The organism is Prevotella sp. P4-119, from assembly GCF_002251345.1.
Taxonomy (GTDB): Bacteria; Bacteroidota; Bacteroidia; order Bacteroidales; family Bacteroidaceae; genus Prevotella.
Window position 1 is genome coordinate 143680 of record NZ_NPJB01000030.1, and the last position, 16564, is coordinate 160243.

Genomic DNA, 16564 nt, shown 5'->3' on the forward strand with positions numbered 1-16564 from the left:
TTTATTAGTTGTTATCTATTTTGGGGTTCTATAATTCTGTAGTTTCCGCTCAGATGCATAAAGGCGAAGAGGCGGAGCAAGCCATCATAGTAGGCATCGAAGAATCCATCGGAATATGGTTTGTTTTCCAGATTCCACAGACGTTCTACAAATTCACGGCTTTTATTATGGGTACATACCAGCGACACTGCTGCTGCAGTTGCCACCAATCCTGTGGAATGGCGTAGTGCCTTATACTCGGTGCCTGCCTGAAGGGTGTCTTTCACCGCAGTACCATCGATGTTGTACTGATCGACATAATGGTCTATGCCTTGCGAATAGAGGAAGTTTTGGATACGATTGCCATATTGCTGTTGCCACTGGCGATCCTTGCATGCCCAACTATAATCCAAGGCTATATTCATCGGCACACGCCATGAGTCGAAACGGAAAGCATCGCCGATAATGCCACGACCGCCCATCAGTGTTCCATCGTAGTTACAATAGTCGGGATTCAGTCCGGTCACTGGATGGATGGCTTTATGGAGAAACTCGCGACTCTTCTGTGCACATTCGTTCCAGAACTGCGAACGACCATCGTTAGCCCACTTTGCCCATACCTCATAGAATGCTGGCAGATGATAGGATGGGTCAGTGAAGCGTCCGCCAAACTTATCGGGTGTGAATGTGATGAGTTGGTGTTCGAGGCTGATGAGCGGTGCACTCTGATCCATACCAGCCTTTTGCATCGAACAGTTGAGGATGTACTGAGCCTCCTTCAGATAGTTGATGCCTGTATCATTGCCCCATCTGTTAGAGGCAAAGATCAGTGCAGTGACATAATAGAGTTCGCCATCGGAAGCAGGACCTTGGGCATTGCGCGTACCATCGGTTTTACAGCTCCATGCAAAATATCCCTCCAACGGGCCATGCTGATGTTGCATATATGTCTTTCCCCAACGCCAAAGGCGGTCGAAGATGTCTTTTCTATCAAACTGCACGGCAATCATCAAGCCATACGACATGCCTTCGGTACGCACATCATGATTTTTGATATCGCTGATATATGCCATCGAGTCGCCTACTTCAAAATATACTTTATCGGGCCCTTCAAACACATCATGGAAGATTCTTTTGAGTTTGCGGTCTATCTCGCTCTGCGGATAACCAAGTTCAGCAAAGAGGTTACGATACTGGTGGGTGTCGAATGCGCCTTGGGTCCACGGCAGTGCGTCGAATCCTACCCAGTCAACTTCTACTGTTCCTGCGGTCTGCACGGTGAAGTGCAGGTCGTGGATGCCCAACGGAGGTGTCACTACTGGGGTAGAGGCTTGTGTCCATTGATTGCTCTTGGGCAGTTTCATCTTGGCAATGACAGTGCCTTTGGCACCATCAGCCCTAACGGTCATGGTGCCACCTTTAGGTGAACGCACACGGACGGTAAAGCGTTCTACCTTCTCTTGAGCAAAATCCACCTTATTATATATAAGGGCATTCTGCTTTCCAGAGAAGAGTGTCTTCCATCCTTTGAAGCAGTCTGTGGTGTCAAGATAGTCGATGGACACCCCTTTACTGCTGACAGACGAGTAGCGGTCTATGTCTATTCGATTGCGGGCATTGGCGATTCCTACACCACGGAGTGTGGGAACAACCTTTTGGATAGTACCATCGGCATTGAAACAGAGCGAATCGATACGCACCGAGCGGTTTTTATCAAAGCGTGGAGAATAGTCGTTATGGTGATAGAACAGATACCATTGGTTCTGATATTGTACGATAGAATGGTGGTTGGTCCAGCATCCCGTGGGCGATTCATCCATGATAATGCCCTTAAATGTAAATGGTCCCATGGGATGATCAGCCATGGCATAGGCTAAAGTCTCTGTGCCGTTTTTCTTTCTCACCCAAGGGAAGGTGAGGTAATATTTGCCATTGCGTTCAAAGGCAAAGGGTCCTTCCTTGAATCCTTCAGGCAGTCCATCTATCCGAACAGGGTCAGAAGCCAGTTCGGTCATATTGTCTTTGAGTCGTGCCATCCACAGAGCACCACCTGCATAATAGATGTAAGCCTGTCCGTCGTGGTCAATCAGCACACAGGGGTCTATGCCATGCACACCCTTGATAGGTTTCCACATCGGCATGAAAGGACCTGTGGGATGGTCTGCCACAGCCACACCGATACCGAAACCGCGTTCTTCTCCTTTGGGTGCTGCGGGAAAATAGAAGTAGTAGCGACCGTTTTTCTCTACACAGTCAGGCGCCCACATGGTATAAGAGCCATCCTGCACCCAGGGCACTTTATCTTGCGACACGATCACGCCATGGTCTTCCCAGTCGGTGAGATTGGAGGATGAGAATACGTGATAGTCTGCCATACAGAACCAATCCTTCAGTTTTTCTATTGGACTGGGAATGTCGTGCGAGGGGTAGAGATACACTCTACCATTGAAGACCCTGGCTGTGGGGTCTGCTGTGAATTGTCCTTTGATAACGGGATTTTGTGCACATACCACGGAAGCGGTTGCAACAGCCATGCCAAGCAGTAGTTTTCTACAGTTCATACAGAATAATTGTTTAGTTATTGCTGTTGCAAAATTAGGCATTTCATCGGACATTATATGTATTCTCGTGTTTCATATTGTTTTCAAATAGTATCAGATTCATGCGATATTGCGGCTTCGCGAGTTTTTCATCCTTATCGGTCAAGAATATCAAAATATTCGACCACACATCGACCAACAGTGCATATCGTGTCACCCCAAACTGCTATACATCATAGGAGAAACGGTGATGACAATCAGATACCGTCAAGCGTAACATTTACTTTACCACGCGTAAACTCCGGAATGTTATAGGATTTCATGGTTCGGAGATAATAGGCAGCATCGGATTGCGGCAAGAGAAACGGTTTGGAAACCTTGCCATCAGCATCTATATGCACGATATATGGTCGGGTATAGAGTCCGTCATCCTGTCGGCTTGCCATCACCATCCATCGTGAATTACTACTCCACGAATGGTATGACGCACGAAAATCGGGCAATATCGATACCATTTCTAATGCGGTAGTGGCATTGGCAGGTATCATCATGAGGCGTGCTTCTTTGTGCCAGATAGAGAAATTGCCATAATCGGAAAGTGTAAACACCAAGTGGCGACCATCGGGAGAGCATCGGGGAAATGATACACTCTTCTGTGTCTGACGGGCATCATAGATGACATGTACGCTATCAGCAAACTGTTTCTTCTCTGCATCAAACCCTATACTACAGAGCGAATAGTGCACCTGGTCGTAGTCATCAGGGATTTTCACGCTGTCAGCACTGCAAAAATACAAGGTTCTACCATCGGCACTCCATGACGGGAAAGTTTCAAACTTGGTTTTCGACATCAACAGCGGTGTAGTGATCAACGTATCGGCTTCAAGGTCATAGACCATGACATCGGAGGAGAAATCAAACACCTCTATTCTGTTTCGGTCAGTAGTATGAAACATCTGCTTGGTATCGTTCTGCGAAAAAGCAATAAAGCGACCGCTTTGATGCCATGAAGGATAGACCAACGACTTCGGCGTGACGAGTTTGCGCAATCGTGCCTTACCGTTTTTCATATAGGTTCCAGCATGGTTAAGGCGCAGATGAAACATGAGTTGTTCAGGATTGTAATTACAGAACGAGTGGCAGTTCATGCAACCTTTATCCGTTTGGCGGTTGGTTATGATAGCTTCCTCGTCATAGTTTTCCACACTACGCTGGTATATGCCCATCTCATTCCATACTTCATAACCAGGTTCGATGAGTCTATAAACCAATGTGTTGTCGATGGAATCGGGCGAAATATTCATCTTAAAGGCATCATACTCCACCCATTTACCATTTTTCTCTCCCTGAATGGTCACTGTTATCACATGTGAGGCTTCCACCAATTTATGCCAATCGGCTTCCGATATGCAGATGCCATCAGTGTCATCGCTGCCCACGATTATCGTTTCTGAACCTGAACTAAATACGGCTTGCACAGACTCCAAGGCATTCGCACTGTCGTTCAGAGCAAAGGTTGGAGCGGAGATATTCACCGGAAGCAGCACATCGGCGTAGTCAGGGAACAGTGGTGCAGACTGACGCAACGGTTCTGCCTCTTGTCTGTGGAGCGTACAAGCAGCCAGAACAAATGCCAACAGCATAACAAACAATATTTTCTTGATCATTTTCGGTTTCCTCCTTTCAGTTTTTTATAGGCATCGGCAAAGTATTTCTGTTGCGTCAACCGATATTCAGGAAATTCATCACAAAGGCTCACAAATTGTTGATTGTAGTGTGCAAGCAGATAGAGCGCACCCAAATACTGGAGCGTGGTGCGACATTGCACCGTTCCACGTGTCTGTCGAGCCACATGCAACAGATCGTCGTCAAGGCCTTTAATACCGGAAAAACGATTATCGGTAATCAGGCATCGGCGCTTCACGCCATATTCCGCATCCTTCGCTACGGCATCATCATGATAGAGGAATCGCCTTTGCGACATAGCCCATGTCTTATAATAAACAGTCTTTTCTAACCATCGGATGTATTTCTCTGCCACAGCATATTGCCCATAGATGATGTTGGTCTGTACCAGTCGCATCAGCAGGCGCGGTGAGAAATCATTCTTTTTCTCATTCAGTTCGAAGGCATAACGCTGCGATTGGGCGATATGTCCCATAGAGTAATAGATGTCGCTGAGCAAGACTGCGAAGTCTTCGTTCTGTATGGCATCGATATAAACAGATCGGATATCAATACATGGTTCGTCGTAGAGACACTGACCGAGCAATCCTTTCTCGGCAAGTGCCATATTCAGAAAGTTCTGTGTCAACAGATTGGTCACTCTCCCACCCTCATCACAACGGGCAATGATGCCATCCCAATCCTGCTTTCGCACCATATTACTCATTTCAATATATTGGGTTTGCTGCTGGCCTGCTGGGGTAAAACGGGCTGTTAGTGCCGACAAGCCATTGGGGCTTATCAACGCCAACAAGCCCATGCTCGCAAGCCATGAGGGTACAAGTGACAGGTACAGCCATCCAGACTTTTTGCAGAATAGGCGGATAATGACCATTGCCAATACAGCCACCAACAATGCTACAATCATTGTCATAAGGATGCCGATGATAGAATGAGCAAAATATTGCAGGAAGAATTGGCGCACCACCTCTCCCACTCCATATTGATAGAGTGCATACGACAGATAGTGACTGTCCCAATAGAACGTAGTCCACCCCTCTGCATAGTTCAGTATCGGAACACACAGAGCAAAGAGCGACACATGAAGTGCCACGTTCAGCACCAATATCAACAGTACGGTTTTCTTCATTTATAGTTTCTAACCCACAAAGTTACATATTTTTCCACACATACCCAAACTATTACGGCAAAATATTCGCATCATCATCCTGACCGTTTAATCCATATCTTTCGGCAGACCACGGGTGATGGATGTGATAGACAAAAGGCTCATAGCAGTCAGATAGATATTAAAGAAATCGCCACGCCCCATGATGGAGCGTGGCGAGATATGAGAAGAATGTTTTATTTATTCTTTGTTTTCCTTACCAGCGTAAGCAGGATTCTGCTTCAGAGCCGGGTTCTTCATGAGTTCTGTAGCAGGAATTGGCATATCCATCTTGTTGATATCAAAGTCGAATGTACGCTTTGTCCAAGGATAGTTAGCATAGTCATCACCACCATCATCCTTTGGATAGTTGTAATTGACGTGATCCTCAATATAGCCAGACTTGATCATATCTGGGCAGAGGCTCCACTCTGAGTTGAACTCTTTACGACGCTCCTCATTGACAGCAACCTTCCATACTGGAGAAGTGTGCTTGTAGCCAACGCGGTTAGGCTTAGCCTGAAGTGCTGTATAGTAAGCCTTAGCATCAGGAACGGAAACTCTTGCTGTCAGCACGCCAACAGGATAGCTGGTCATAGTGAGGTTCTTCCCGTTGCCAGCATACACATTGTTATAGTGTCCATAGTATGCACTGTAGTCCTTACCGATAGTTTCGTTACCCCATGCACGGTCACGAATCTTATCGATTGCAGCCCATCCAGCAGGAGAATTTTCACCTTCTGTACGGAAGCAGCACTCTGCATAGTCGAGCAATACGTTAGCATAACGCTTACCATAGATAATCACAGGAGCCCACATCTGAGTACCCCATGAGTTACCATCAGCATAGGCAGAACGCCAGATCTTGGTCGTCCAGATAGCAGGAGCAAACTCACCATTGGTGAAGTGGAACTGACGAGTCTTGGTACCAGACTGTACACCTTCAGCATTAATGAATGGTGCAACGACATGACCACTGGCATCCTTAACACCCAGAGAGTCCTTCAGATAAGGGTTGTAGCCCCATACATTATTAGATTTTTGAATACCATATTCAGCCAATTTATCTTCTGGAATAGCACCTGTAGCACATGAAGCGTCACGACGTGTGTCACCTGGTTCATAGCATGCATACCATTCCCATGAGAGGTATTCAGCACCCCATCCACCATTCTCAGGACAAGCGCAGAACCACTTAAACATGTTTGGATTACAGAAAGTGATAGTACGGTCACTACCCCAGCTACTCCATTCGTTACCTTCGTCTGAACACATCGCCCAGATACATTCCTTATTCCAGAATCCTGCAGGATCCCAGTTGGTAGCGAAGTTAGAAGACAGTTCGTAAGTATTGCTGTCGATAATATCTTTCAGCGCTTGCTTAGCTTTGGCATAGCAATCAGCAGCCTGATCGGGGCAACGGAATGCTTTCCACATGTATGCATCAGCGAGGTATGCCTTGGCCATACCCTTGGTGCAACGGCCATACTGATTGTTGTATGGAGTCCAATCCAGCAGTTCTGCAGCCTTAGAGAAGTCTTCGATGATGAAGTCCCACATTTCTTCGTAGGTCTCTGCAGCAGCCTTGACAGGAGTATTATTGAAGTCTTCACCGGTGGCGAGCATAGGAACACGACCGAATGTAGTAGCCAACCAAGTGTAGAAATATCCACGGAGTGCGCGAGCCTCACCTTCGCAAAGCTTCTTAGCTTCTGGGGTTACTTTCTCTGCATTCTCAAGTCCAGCCAGATAGAGGTTAGCACGTGCGATAGCAGCATAAGCGTGTGACCATCCTTGACCCAGTTCACCAACGTTGGCATCCCATGTCTGGTCGAGGAATTTTACGTCCCAACCGGTACACTGTGTATCCATTGTTGGGTGGCTTCCAGTAAACAACTGTGGTTTAAAGCCCCAGCTATCATCTTGTTTGCTGACGTTGTTATAGGCATAGATACCGTTCAATCCAAGGCGGGCATTATCATCACTCTCAAACTGAGATTCTATGTCCAGAATGTCATACTTTGGTACGTCAAGGAATTTATCGTTGTCGCATGAAGAGAAAGCGACGCATCCTAAACCTGCCAATGCAAAATATTTAATTATATTTTTCATAATTGTCTTTCTTTATAGTTAATTAGAAGGTAATGTTAAGACCGCACATGTAAGTACGTGGAGTTGCATAACGGCCAGTGTCAAGACCTGAGTAGATGACGCTACCCTGACCAACTTCAGGATCACCATACTTGCTGTATGGAGAGATTGTGCAGAGGTTCTGAACAGCTACGTAAGCACGTACTGCAGTGAGACCGAATGAGCTGAGGAACTTCTTAGGAACGTTGTAACCTACCTGAATATTGCTAATCTTGAGGAAATTACCGTTCTCTACCCATGCATCGCTAATGCGGCTGTTCTTGTTGTTGTCAAGGCGAGTCAGGCGTGGGAGTGTTCCGTTAGGATTGGTTTCAGCGTTGTACATGTTATTGTAGCTATCCTTAAGCAGAGCAGGAGTCCAAGAGTCATCCGACGGGTTCATGATAGAAAGACGCATCTTTGAATAAGAAAGGATGTCCATACCCAGTACACCGTATGTGTAAAGACTGAAGTCCCAATCCTTATAAGTAGCGCTGAGGTTCAAACCGAAGTTAAACTTAGGCAGACCATTGCCGAGGATTACGCGGTCATTATCATCGAGTGTGCCGTTCTTATCAGTATCAACGAAGAGGAAGTCACCGATCTGTGCATCCTGTCCCTGAGCCTTAGCTTTGTCGAGTTGCTCCTGAGTTTTGATGATACCTGCAACTTTATATCCATAGTATGAACCTACGGCTTCGCCTTCGCGACAGATAGAGTGGTTGTTCCAGTTGAAACCTGTACCACTGATAGCACCAAGGTTTGAACCGTCGATTTCGTCGGCAGAATATGTGCTGTTGCCACCGGTACATGTTGCAGTGTAGTCCGCACCCATCTTCTTAATCTTATTCTTCAAGGTAGAACCGTTGAATGCCACGTTGATAGCCCAGTCCTTATTGAGTTTCTTGTTGTAGTTTACAGAGAATTCGAAACCGGTATTATCAATCTGACCGTAGTTGGTATAGATAGAAGTATTACCTGCTGATGGACGAATCTGACGCTCAAGGAGCAAGTCCTTAGTCTTACGAGTGAAGAAGTCCATGGTAACAGTCAAGTCATTGTTGAGGAATCCGAGGTCAAGACCGAAGTTAGTCTGTTCGTTGGTTTCCCATTTCAAGTTGGTATCAACCAGTGGTGCATAGAATCCAACAACACGGTCGAACGAACCGGTAGTACCACCACCAAGACCAGGAGCGTAGAAGTTGTACTTGGTATCGGCAGAAGACAGGGCATAAGTAGAACGTCCTGCGATACCACCGGCATTACCAGTCTGACCCCAACCGATACGAACCTTAGCATTGCTGATAGCCTTCACGTCTTTCAGGAAAGACTCTTCCTTCACGCGCCAAGCGATGGCAGCTGATGGGAAAGTACCCCAACGGTGTCCTTCAGAGAAGTTAGAAGAACCGTCGCGACGTACGGTAGCAGTCACCACGTAGCGGTCGAAGAGACTGTAAATCAAACGTCCATAGTATGAGATAGTACGTACTTCAGCGTTGAAACCACCATTACCATTGATACTTTTAGCATCATTGGTGAGAGAGATCACACGGTTGTTGGGAGAGAGGAAGCCGTGCGCACTTGCGCTAACCCATGAACCTTCATACTTGCTTACAGAGTTACCAGCCATCAAGGTCAGGTTATTGAAATCAGTCTTCCAGTTATAGGTCATGTAAGTTTCAATGCTCTTGCTCAGACCCTTGCTCAGGCTGAGTCCGAAGTCATAGTAAGCCTGGTTACGACCTTCGTACTTCACTTCAGTCATAGTACCGCCGATATTGTTGTAACGCTTGTACATACCAGAGAACTCGTCATTGTCAGAGTTGGTCTGTGTCCAAGAAGCGATAGCGTGGATGTTGAGCTTATGCTCCTTCAGGTTGAGAAGTGTAATGTCGATGTAGGGGTTGATAGAAATACGTGAGTTGCGAGTTACGCGACCGATTTCCATCTGTGAAGCATAGGGGTTCTGAGCCTGAGCGGTCATACCTTCCCATCCGTCAGGCGTAGGAGCCTTACCTGCGCCATAGGTACCATCGGGGTTCACCACATTAACATTAACCAACTGACCAGTTACGTCATCGATATAGTCGAGTGATGGAGCCATCTGCGCGATATCACGCTGTGATGACAGGTTACCATTGTTACCCAAACCGATGTTGTTACCTTTAACGGTAGAGTACATGTAGTTCATATCACCACCAAACTCAATGTAGTCATTGACCTTAGTCTTAACGCTGGCGCGTGAGGTGAGGCGGTCATACTTGGTGTTAACGATGATACCCTTGTTCTGCAAGTAACCAAGAGAGAAGTTGTACTGAGTCTTTTCAGTACCACCATTAGCAGAGATACCATACTGTTGACGGAGTGAAGTGCGATACATCTGATCCTGCCAGTCGATGAGGTTGCGCTTACCATCGTAAGCCTCAGCCCAGATCTGGTTGTTCAGCGTAGCGCCGTCATTAGCTTTAGACTCGCGGATAGAACGAGCATAATCGTTACCAGTGAGGGTTTTCAGTTTGTAAGGAAGAGTCTGAATACCAAGGTCAGCAGTGATCTTGATGTTCATCTTGCCTTTCTGACCGTGCTTAGTGGTAATCATGATAACACCATTCGCACCGGCAGAACCGTAAATTGCAGTAGCAGAAGCGTCCTTCAAGACTTCAATACTCTCGATATCAGCAGGGTTAACGAAGTCGGCATTGGTACCAACCTGCACACCATCTACTACATAGAGAGGCTGAGCATCACCGTTGATAGTACCGATACCACGGATACGGATGGCAGATTTAGAACCAGGAGCACCGTCCTGATTGGTAACCATCACACCAGCAGCTGCACCTTGGAGGGCCTGAGCGATGTTAACAGGCACCTTGCGTTCCATTTGCTCCTTATTAATAGTAGCCACAGAACCAGAGATGTCTGACTTCTTCATTGTACCATAACCTACTACAACGAGGTCGTTAAGTACTGTTTCATCGCCCTTGAGGACAACTTTGAGATTGGTTTTGCCGTTGACAGCCACCTTTTCAGTAGCATATCCCACGTAAGAGATACTCAACTGTGCGTTGGCTTTCACGTTCAACTGGAAGCGACCATCGAAATCAGTCACGGTACCGTCGTTTGTGCCCAGCACTTTAACGGTTGCACCGATAATCGGTTCGCCACTTTCATCACTTACTGTTCCTTTTACAAGGCTCTGTGCCGAAATCCCCAAGGGGAATAAACAGAGCAGCAACAGTAAAAACAACGGCTTTTCAATCTTTCTTAAGTTAGTTGAATTTGACATAAATAGAACAGATTAAAATTAGTTATTGATTGGTTAATATTGTTGTTGGTTTGTTTAGGTTGCCTCACGCATTTGTTGCGGTAAGGCGATGCAAATATAATTTATTATTCCTTAACATCTGTTCATAATCGGCAAAAAAAACTTTGTTTCTTGTTACATTTTGAATTTTGTTACACAGGATGAGGGTATATTTTACACAACACAAAGTTTTCTGTCGATCAAGAAAACGCGTCAGAGCAAAAAAGTAGAGATTCAACCCCTATAGTATGCAATATAAATACTTTTTGAAACATGCAAAGCTGTTAAAACATCCTATAAAACACACCGTGACTGTTCGTATATACCTTATATATAATGCGCGCGTGCGCACGATTACACGCACGTGGTAACACGAAGGATGATAGTTTATATAGCAACTCAAAAGAGTAAGAATATACAAAACAGAGTTTTTTCAGTGATACTATTCTATCAGAATATATGCAAAAAAGATACAGAGCTTGATGGTTTGAAAAAAAATGTGTAACTTTGGCAACGGAAATAGAAAATGGATGCTCGCAAATACAAGAAAACAAGGAACGGCTGTCTTTGGATCTGCTGGAAAAGCAGCAGCAACGGGAGCGAGAAGCAACCTAAGGCTGCTGGAGAGGAAGTAGCAACGGGAGCGAGAAGCAACCTAAGGCAGCTGGAGATGCAGCAGCAACGGGAGCGGGAACTGACCTAAAGCGCCAGGGAACGCCGCAGAAACAGGAGCAATAACCTAAACAAATATTTTTAAAAAACAATAATACAATGAAGAGAAATGTAATTCTGACCGTAATCGGTTGCCTCATGAGCGTTATGGCATGGGGCGAACAGGTGGTTGTGGAGACTAAAAACATGACCATGGTACTCGATGTAGAGCAAGGCAAGCATCCACAATACGTGTATTTCGGCAGTAAACTCAATGCCGAAGAACTTGCCCATCTGCAAAAACCCGTGGAAGGACGCATGGATGCCTATCCTGCCTATGGTCTCAACACACCGGCAGAAGCAGCTTTTGCCATGCGCCATGCAGACGGTAACCTATCGTCAGCACTTTATGCCGATGGTGTAAGTCGCAATGGCGACGTGACCACCATCCGCCTGAAAGACCCTGTTTATCCCATCACCGTCAATCTGAAATATAAAGCATACCGCGATGTAGATATGATTGAAGCATGGAGCGAGGTGACCAACGGCGAAAAACAGACCGTCACCCTCACCACTTTTGCCTCTGCCATGCTACCCATTCGCCGTGGCGATGTATGGATGAGCCACCTCTATGGATCGTGGGCAAACGAGGGGCGCCTGGTGGAAGAACCACTCCATGCCGGTCAGCGTGTGATTGTCAACAAGGACGGCACGCGCAATTCGCATACCTCTCACGCCGAAGTGATGTTCTCCTTGGATGGCAAAGCCCGCGAGAATAGCGGTCAGGTGATAGGTGCAGCCCTTTGCTACAGTGGCAACTACCGTCTGAAAGTCAATACCGACGACACCGAATACCATTATTTCTTTGCAGGCATCAACGAAGACAATTCAGAGTATCACCTTAAGAAAGGAGAAACCTTTGTGACGCCAGCTCTTGCCCTAACCTTCAGCAACGAAGGTCTTTCAGGCGCCAGTCGCAATTTCCACAAATGGGGTCGCAATTACAAACTGATGCACGGCAATGTGGAGCGCAAAATCCTTTTGAACTCTTGGGAAGGTGTCTATTTCGACATCAACCAGCAGGGCATGGATCAGATGATGGCTGATATCGCCTCAATGGGAGGTGAATTGTTTGTAATGGACGATGGCTGGTTTGGCGACAAATATCCCCGCAAGACCGACAACTCATCACTTGGCGACTGGACCGTAGATAAAAACAAGTTGCCCGATGGCATCGAAGGTCTGTTGCGCGACGCAAAGAAGAACGGAGTAAAATTCGGCATTTGGTTGGAACCAGAGATGACCAATACCGTCAGCGAACTCTATGAAAAGCATCCCGACTGGATCATCAAGGCCCCTAAGCGCGACGCCGTGCTGGGTCGCGGCGGCACGCAGTTGGTGCTCGACCTGTCTAATCCCAAGGTGCAAGACTTCATTTTCAGCATTGTAGATAATCTCCTGACGAAATATCCAGAGATTGATTATATCAAATGGGACGCTAACATGGCGATTATGAACCACGGCTCACAGTATCTCAACATGGCAGACCAGAGCCATCTGTATATAGCCTACCACCGTGGGTTCGATGCCGTATGCAAGCGCATCCGCGCCAAATATCCCGATATCACCATCCAGGCATGCGCTTCAGGAGGCGGTCGTGCCAACTGGGGCATACTCCCCTACTTCGATGAGTTCTGGGTTTCCGACAATACCGATGCGCTCCAGCGCATCTACATGCAGTGGGGGACCAGCTATTTCTTCCCCGCAATCGCCATGGCAAGCCATATTTCCGCAACACCCAACCATACTGTGTTCCGCACCACGTCGTTGAAATACCGTATCGACGTAGCCATGAGCGGTCGTTTGGGCATGGAGATTCAGCCGAAAAACATGACCGATGCCGAGAAAGAACTGTGTCGCAAAGCCATTGCCGAATACAAGCAGATACGTCCCATCGTACAGTTTGGCGACATCTACCGCCTTGTTTCGCCCTACGACAAGAAGGGTCTTGCCTCGATGATGTATGTCACCGAAGCCAAAGATAAGGCAGTGTTCTACTGGTGGAAGACCGAATCGTTCCAAAACGAGCACTTGCCACGTGTCCACATGGCAGGTCTTGACGCCACTAAGATGTATCGCGTGAAGGAGTTGAACCGCATCGACGTAGAGCCACTCGCCATTGAGGGCAAGCTGTTCAGCGGTGCATACCTGATGAACCACGGTCTCGACGTGCCTTACCGCAACAATACGGAGTGGAACGCACGCACTGATTGGTCGAGCCGCGTATTGCTCCTTGAAGCCCAATAATCGTCAGCAGGCGCACATGGTGCGCACCTATTTATAATGAAAGACACACATCGTAACAGATGACAACAAGAAAGAAAGAAAAGACAGACCTGCTCGCCTACATCCGCGAGGGCCGTACGATGACACGGAGGGAAAAGCTCAATCTGATTATTCAGTTGAGTATTCCCTCCATACTCGCACAGCTCTCCACCATCGTTATGTTTTTCATTGACGCCTCGATGGTGGCACATCTGGGTGCCAAGGCATCCGCATCTATCGGATTGATAGAGAGCACTTCGTGGCTCTTTGGCGGACTTGCCTCCGCTTGTTCCATGGGTTTTTCCGTCCAAGTGGCACACGCCATCGGTGCCAACGACTTCGATCGTGCACGCCACATTCTTCGTCAAGGCATCACCTGCTGCCTCATTTTCAGCGCATGTTTAGCCACTACGGGCATTATCATCCATCGCGCCCTCCCCTATTGGTTGGGTGGAACAGCCGATATTGCCTCCGATTCATCGCTTTACTTTCTGATATTTTCCTGCGCTGCCCCTTTGTTCCAACTCGAACACCTTTTTGGTTCGATGCTCAAATGCTCAGGTAATATGAAGGTGCCCAGTATGCTAAACATCATGATGTGTTTTCTCGATGTAATTTTCAACAGCATTTTCATCTTCATCTTAGGCTTCGGCGTAGTCGGTGCAGCCATGGGCACCAGTTGTGCCTACCTTGTCATCACATCGCTGATGGGATATTTTCTCATCTTCCGTTCCGACATTCTGCATCTGAAAGGACGTCGCGGTTCGTTCCGTCCCACCATCTCCACAGTGAAGGCCGCCTTTGGCATCGGCGCCCCCATGGGTTTACAACACCTATTGATGGGTGGCGCACAGATTGTGAGTACGATGATTGTAGCGCCTTTGGGCACTATCGCCATTGCCGCCCACTCGTTGGCCATCACGGTAGAGAGCCTGTGTTACATGCCGGGCTACGGCATTGCCGAGGCAGCCACAACGCTTGTTGGTCAAGGTATCGGCGCCGGACAGCGCCTGCTGACCCGTTCTTTTGCCTATCTGTCTGTAGGACTTGGAGTTTTGGTGATGACGTTTATGGGTGGTATGATGTATCTCTTTGCCCCCCAACTCATGGTGTTGATGACTCCCGTCGAGCTCATTCAGGAGGTCGGCACAGTATGTTTACGCATCGAAGCCTTTGCCGAACCCATGTTTGCAGCAGCCATTGTGTGTAACGGAGTATTTATCGGTGCAGGCGACACACTGCGCCCTGCCATGATGAGTCTGGCATCCATGTGGGGTGTGCGTCTCACGTTGGCAGCCTTGCTCGCTGTGAGCCACGGTCTGCCAGGCGTTTGGACCGCCATGGCCATCGAACTGACGTTCCGCGGTTTGATATTCCTTACCCGTCTGTGGCATGGCGGTTGGGCAAATCGCATGCGCCCCTGACCCGCCACTGGGTATAAAGAATACAGCCCCGACTTCATACAAGTCGAGGCTGTTTCTTTCTTTTCCTATTAATAACTAAAAAACCTACTTTCTCTTAAATTTGTGGATTGTCGTTGTTTCTCACCCACAAACCTGTTGCAGCTAATGCTGCACACAGGGTAATCCATGTCATGTTAATCATCTCTTTACCTTTTTAATACCTAAAATTAAACATTAACCTAACTATCAAACTACTACTGCCTTCTCTATTATCCTCATTCTTTCACCTATTTACCTATTGTGTTATCCTGTTTCCTGATGTGTTATCCTAATCTTTTCCTTTTGAGCTCTTTCTTTGTTATCCTATCTTCTTACCTATTCTACCTATTTACCTTTCTTACTAACAATCTTATGTTATCCTATTGAATGTGTTCTCTCTTGATCACGGTGCAAAGTTAAGCAGATTCTGCGAACCTGCCACAGAATCTGCTTACAAAACTTTGAAAATGGGTGTATAATTGACCTTAATCAATTTATTGTGTTCGCGCACACAACTCTTTTCCCACTAAATTAGTCAATTCGACAAACTGTGGAATGGTGAGTTGCTCAGGTCGTTTGGTCATCATTTCATGCTGTGTGAGTGGGCTGTCGATAGTCGAAAGGTTAGGCAGCAACTGGCGTAGCGACACGCGCAACATCTTGCGGCGCTGGTTGAAAACGGTTTTCACCACGCGCTTAAACAGCTGTTCGTCGCATCCGAGGTGTTCCACGGAGTTGCGTGTCATGCGTATGACCGCACTTTTCACCTTTGGCGGTGGGTTAAACACGGTTTCATCCACGGTGAAGAGATAGTCCACGTCATACCACGCCTGTGTCAGTACCGAGAGAATGCCGTATGCCTTGTTACCCGGTTCACTCGCCATTCTGAGTGCCACTTCACGTTGTATCATGCCCGTGCAACAAGGAATGAGGTTGCGGTTGTCGAGCATTTTGAAGAATATCTGCGATGAAATATCGTAGGGATAATTGCCCGTCAATACAAACTGCTTGCCATCGAACACCTTGGTGAGATCCATTCTGAGGAAATCCTCACCGAGTATATTCTCTCTGAGTTTAGGAAAATGTTCGTTCAGATACGCCACACTCTCGCGGTCTATCTCTACCACTTTCAGTGGGCGGGGTTTTTCCACGAGATATTGAGTCATCACTCCCATGCCGGGTCCCACTTCGAGGACGGGCAAATCTGGGCATGCATCAACAGTATCGGCTATGCGTTTGGCAATGCCGAGGTCGGTCAGAAAGTGCTGACCGAGGTTTTTCTTGGGTCTTACTTGTTTCATTCTTGCGCCTTAAAGGTACTTTGCAAAGGTAAAACAATTATTCAATATTCACAAATTTT

At 47.1% G+C, this 16564-nt stretch carries 8 protein-coding genes; 2 read left to right on the plus strand and 6 right to left on the minus strand.

What is annotated here, in order from left to right:
* Positions 1-11 precede the first annotated feature (11 nt).
* The 5 genes from CIK89_RS04075 to CIK89_RS04095 all read right to left on the minus strand — a co-directional run bounded on the left by CIK89_RS04075 (position 12) and on the right by CIK89_RS04095 (position 10768).
* A complete protein-coding gene (locus CIK89_RS04075) occupies positions 12-2540 on the minus strand; it encodes a glycosyl hydrolase family 8 (RefSeq protein ID WP_094390158.1) in 2529 nt (842 codons plus the stop codon).
* Positions 2541-2776: 236 nt separating this feature from the next.
* The gene (locus CIK89_RS04080; RefSeq protein ID WP_094390159.1) at positions 2777-4186 is read right to left on the minus strand and encodes a PD40 domain-containing protein; all 1410 of its coding nucleotides are present in this window, start codon (positions 4184-4186) and stop codon (positions 2777-2779) included.
* Positions 4183-5334 (minus strand): DUF6057 family protein, encoded by a 1152-nt coding sequence (locus tag CIK89_RS04085; protein WP_094390160.1) that lies wholly within the window; start codon positions 5332-5334, stop codon positions 4183-4185. The genes CIK89_RS04080 and CIK89_RS04085 overlap by 4 nt, the downstream gene beginning before the upstream one ends.
* A gap of 219 nt (positions 5335-5553) precedes the next feature.
* Positions 5554-7464: a RagB/SusD family nutrient uptake outer membrane protein gene (locus CIK89_RS04090; protein ID WP_094390161.1), complete on the minus strand. Its 1911-nt coding sequence runs from the start codon at positions 7462-7464 to the stop codon at positions 5554-5556.
* A 22-nt stretch (positions 7465-7486) separates the two neighbouring features.
* Positions 7487-10768 carry a TonB-dependent receptor gene (locus tag CIK89_RS04095; RefSeq protein ID WP_094390162.1) on the minus strand — a complete coding sequence of 1094 codons (3282 nt, stop codon included), beginning with the start codon at positions 10766-10768 and terminating at the stop codon, positions 7487-7489.
* Positions 10769-11605: 837 nt separating this feature from the next.
* Between CIK89_RS04095 and CIK89_RS04100 the strand changes: the two genes are divergently transcribed.
* Both CIK89_RS04100 and CIK89_RS04105 read left to right on the plus strand, forming a co-directional pair.
* Entirely contained in the window at positions 11606-13744 is a 2139-nt protein-coding gene (locus CIK89_RS04100; RefSeq protein WP_371593240.1) for an alpha-galactosidase, read from the plus strand.
* Between the two features lie 59 nt (positions 13745-13803).
* Entirely contained in the window at positions 13804-15186 is a 1383-nt protein-coding gene (locus CIK89_RS04105) for an MATE family efflux transporter (RefSeq protein WP_094390164.1), read from the plus strand.
* A 512-nt stretch (positions 15187-15698) separates the two neighbouring features.
* Here CIK89_RS04105 and rsmA read toward each other — a convergent pair.
* Positions 15699-16505 carry a 16S rRNA (adenine(1518)-N(6)/adenine(1519)-N(6))-dimethyltransferase RsmA gene (gene rsmA, locus CIK89_RS04110; protein WP_094390165.1) on the minus strand — a complete coding sequence of 269 codons (807 nt, stop codon included), beginning with the start codon at positions 16503-16505 and terminating at the stop codon, positions 15699-15701.
* Positions 16506-16564 lie beyond the last annotated feature (59 nt).

Excerpts from the sequence above, each read along its gene's own strand:
- CIK89_RS04075 (WP_094390158.1), bottom strand. The coding sequence starts at position 2,540 with ATGAACTGTAGAAAACTACTGCTTGGCATGGCTGTTGCAACCGCTTCC.
- CIK89_RS04080 (WP_094390159.1), bottom strand. The coding sequence starts at position 4,186 with ATGATCAAGAAAATATTGTTTGTTATGCTGTTGGCATTTGTTCTGGCT.
- CIK89_RS04085 (WP_094390160.1), bottom strand. The coding sequence starts at position 5,334 with ATGAAGAAAACCGTACTGTTGATATTGGTGCTGAACGTGGCACTTCAT.
- CIK89_RS04090 (WP_094390161.1), bottom strand. The coding sequence starts at position 7,464 with ATGAAAAATATAATTAAATATTTTGCATTGGCAGGTTTAGGATGCGTC.
- CIK89_RS04095 (WP_094390162.1), bottom strand. The coding sequence starts at position 10,768 with ATGTCAAATTCAACTAACTTAAGAAAGATTGAAAAGCCGTTGTTTTTA.
- CIK89_RS04100 (WP_371593240.1), top strand. The coding sequence starts at position 11,606 with ATGGCATGGGGCGAACAGGTGGTTGTGGAGACTAAAAACATGACCATG.
- CIK89_RS04105 (WP_094390164.1), top strand. The coding sequence starts at position 13,804 with ATGACAACAAGAAAGAAAGAAAAGACAGACCTGCTCGCCTACATCCGC.
- rsmA (WP_094390165.1), bottom strand. The coding sequence starts at position 16,505 with ATGAAACAAGTAAGACCCAAGAAAAACCTCGGTCAGCACTTTCTGACC.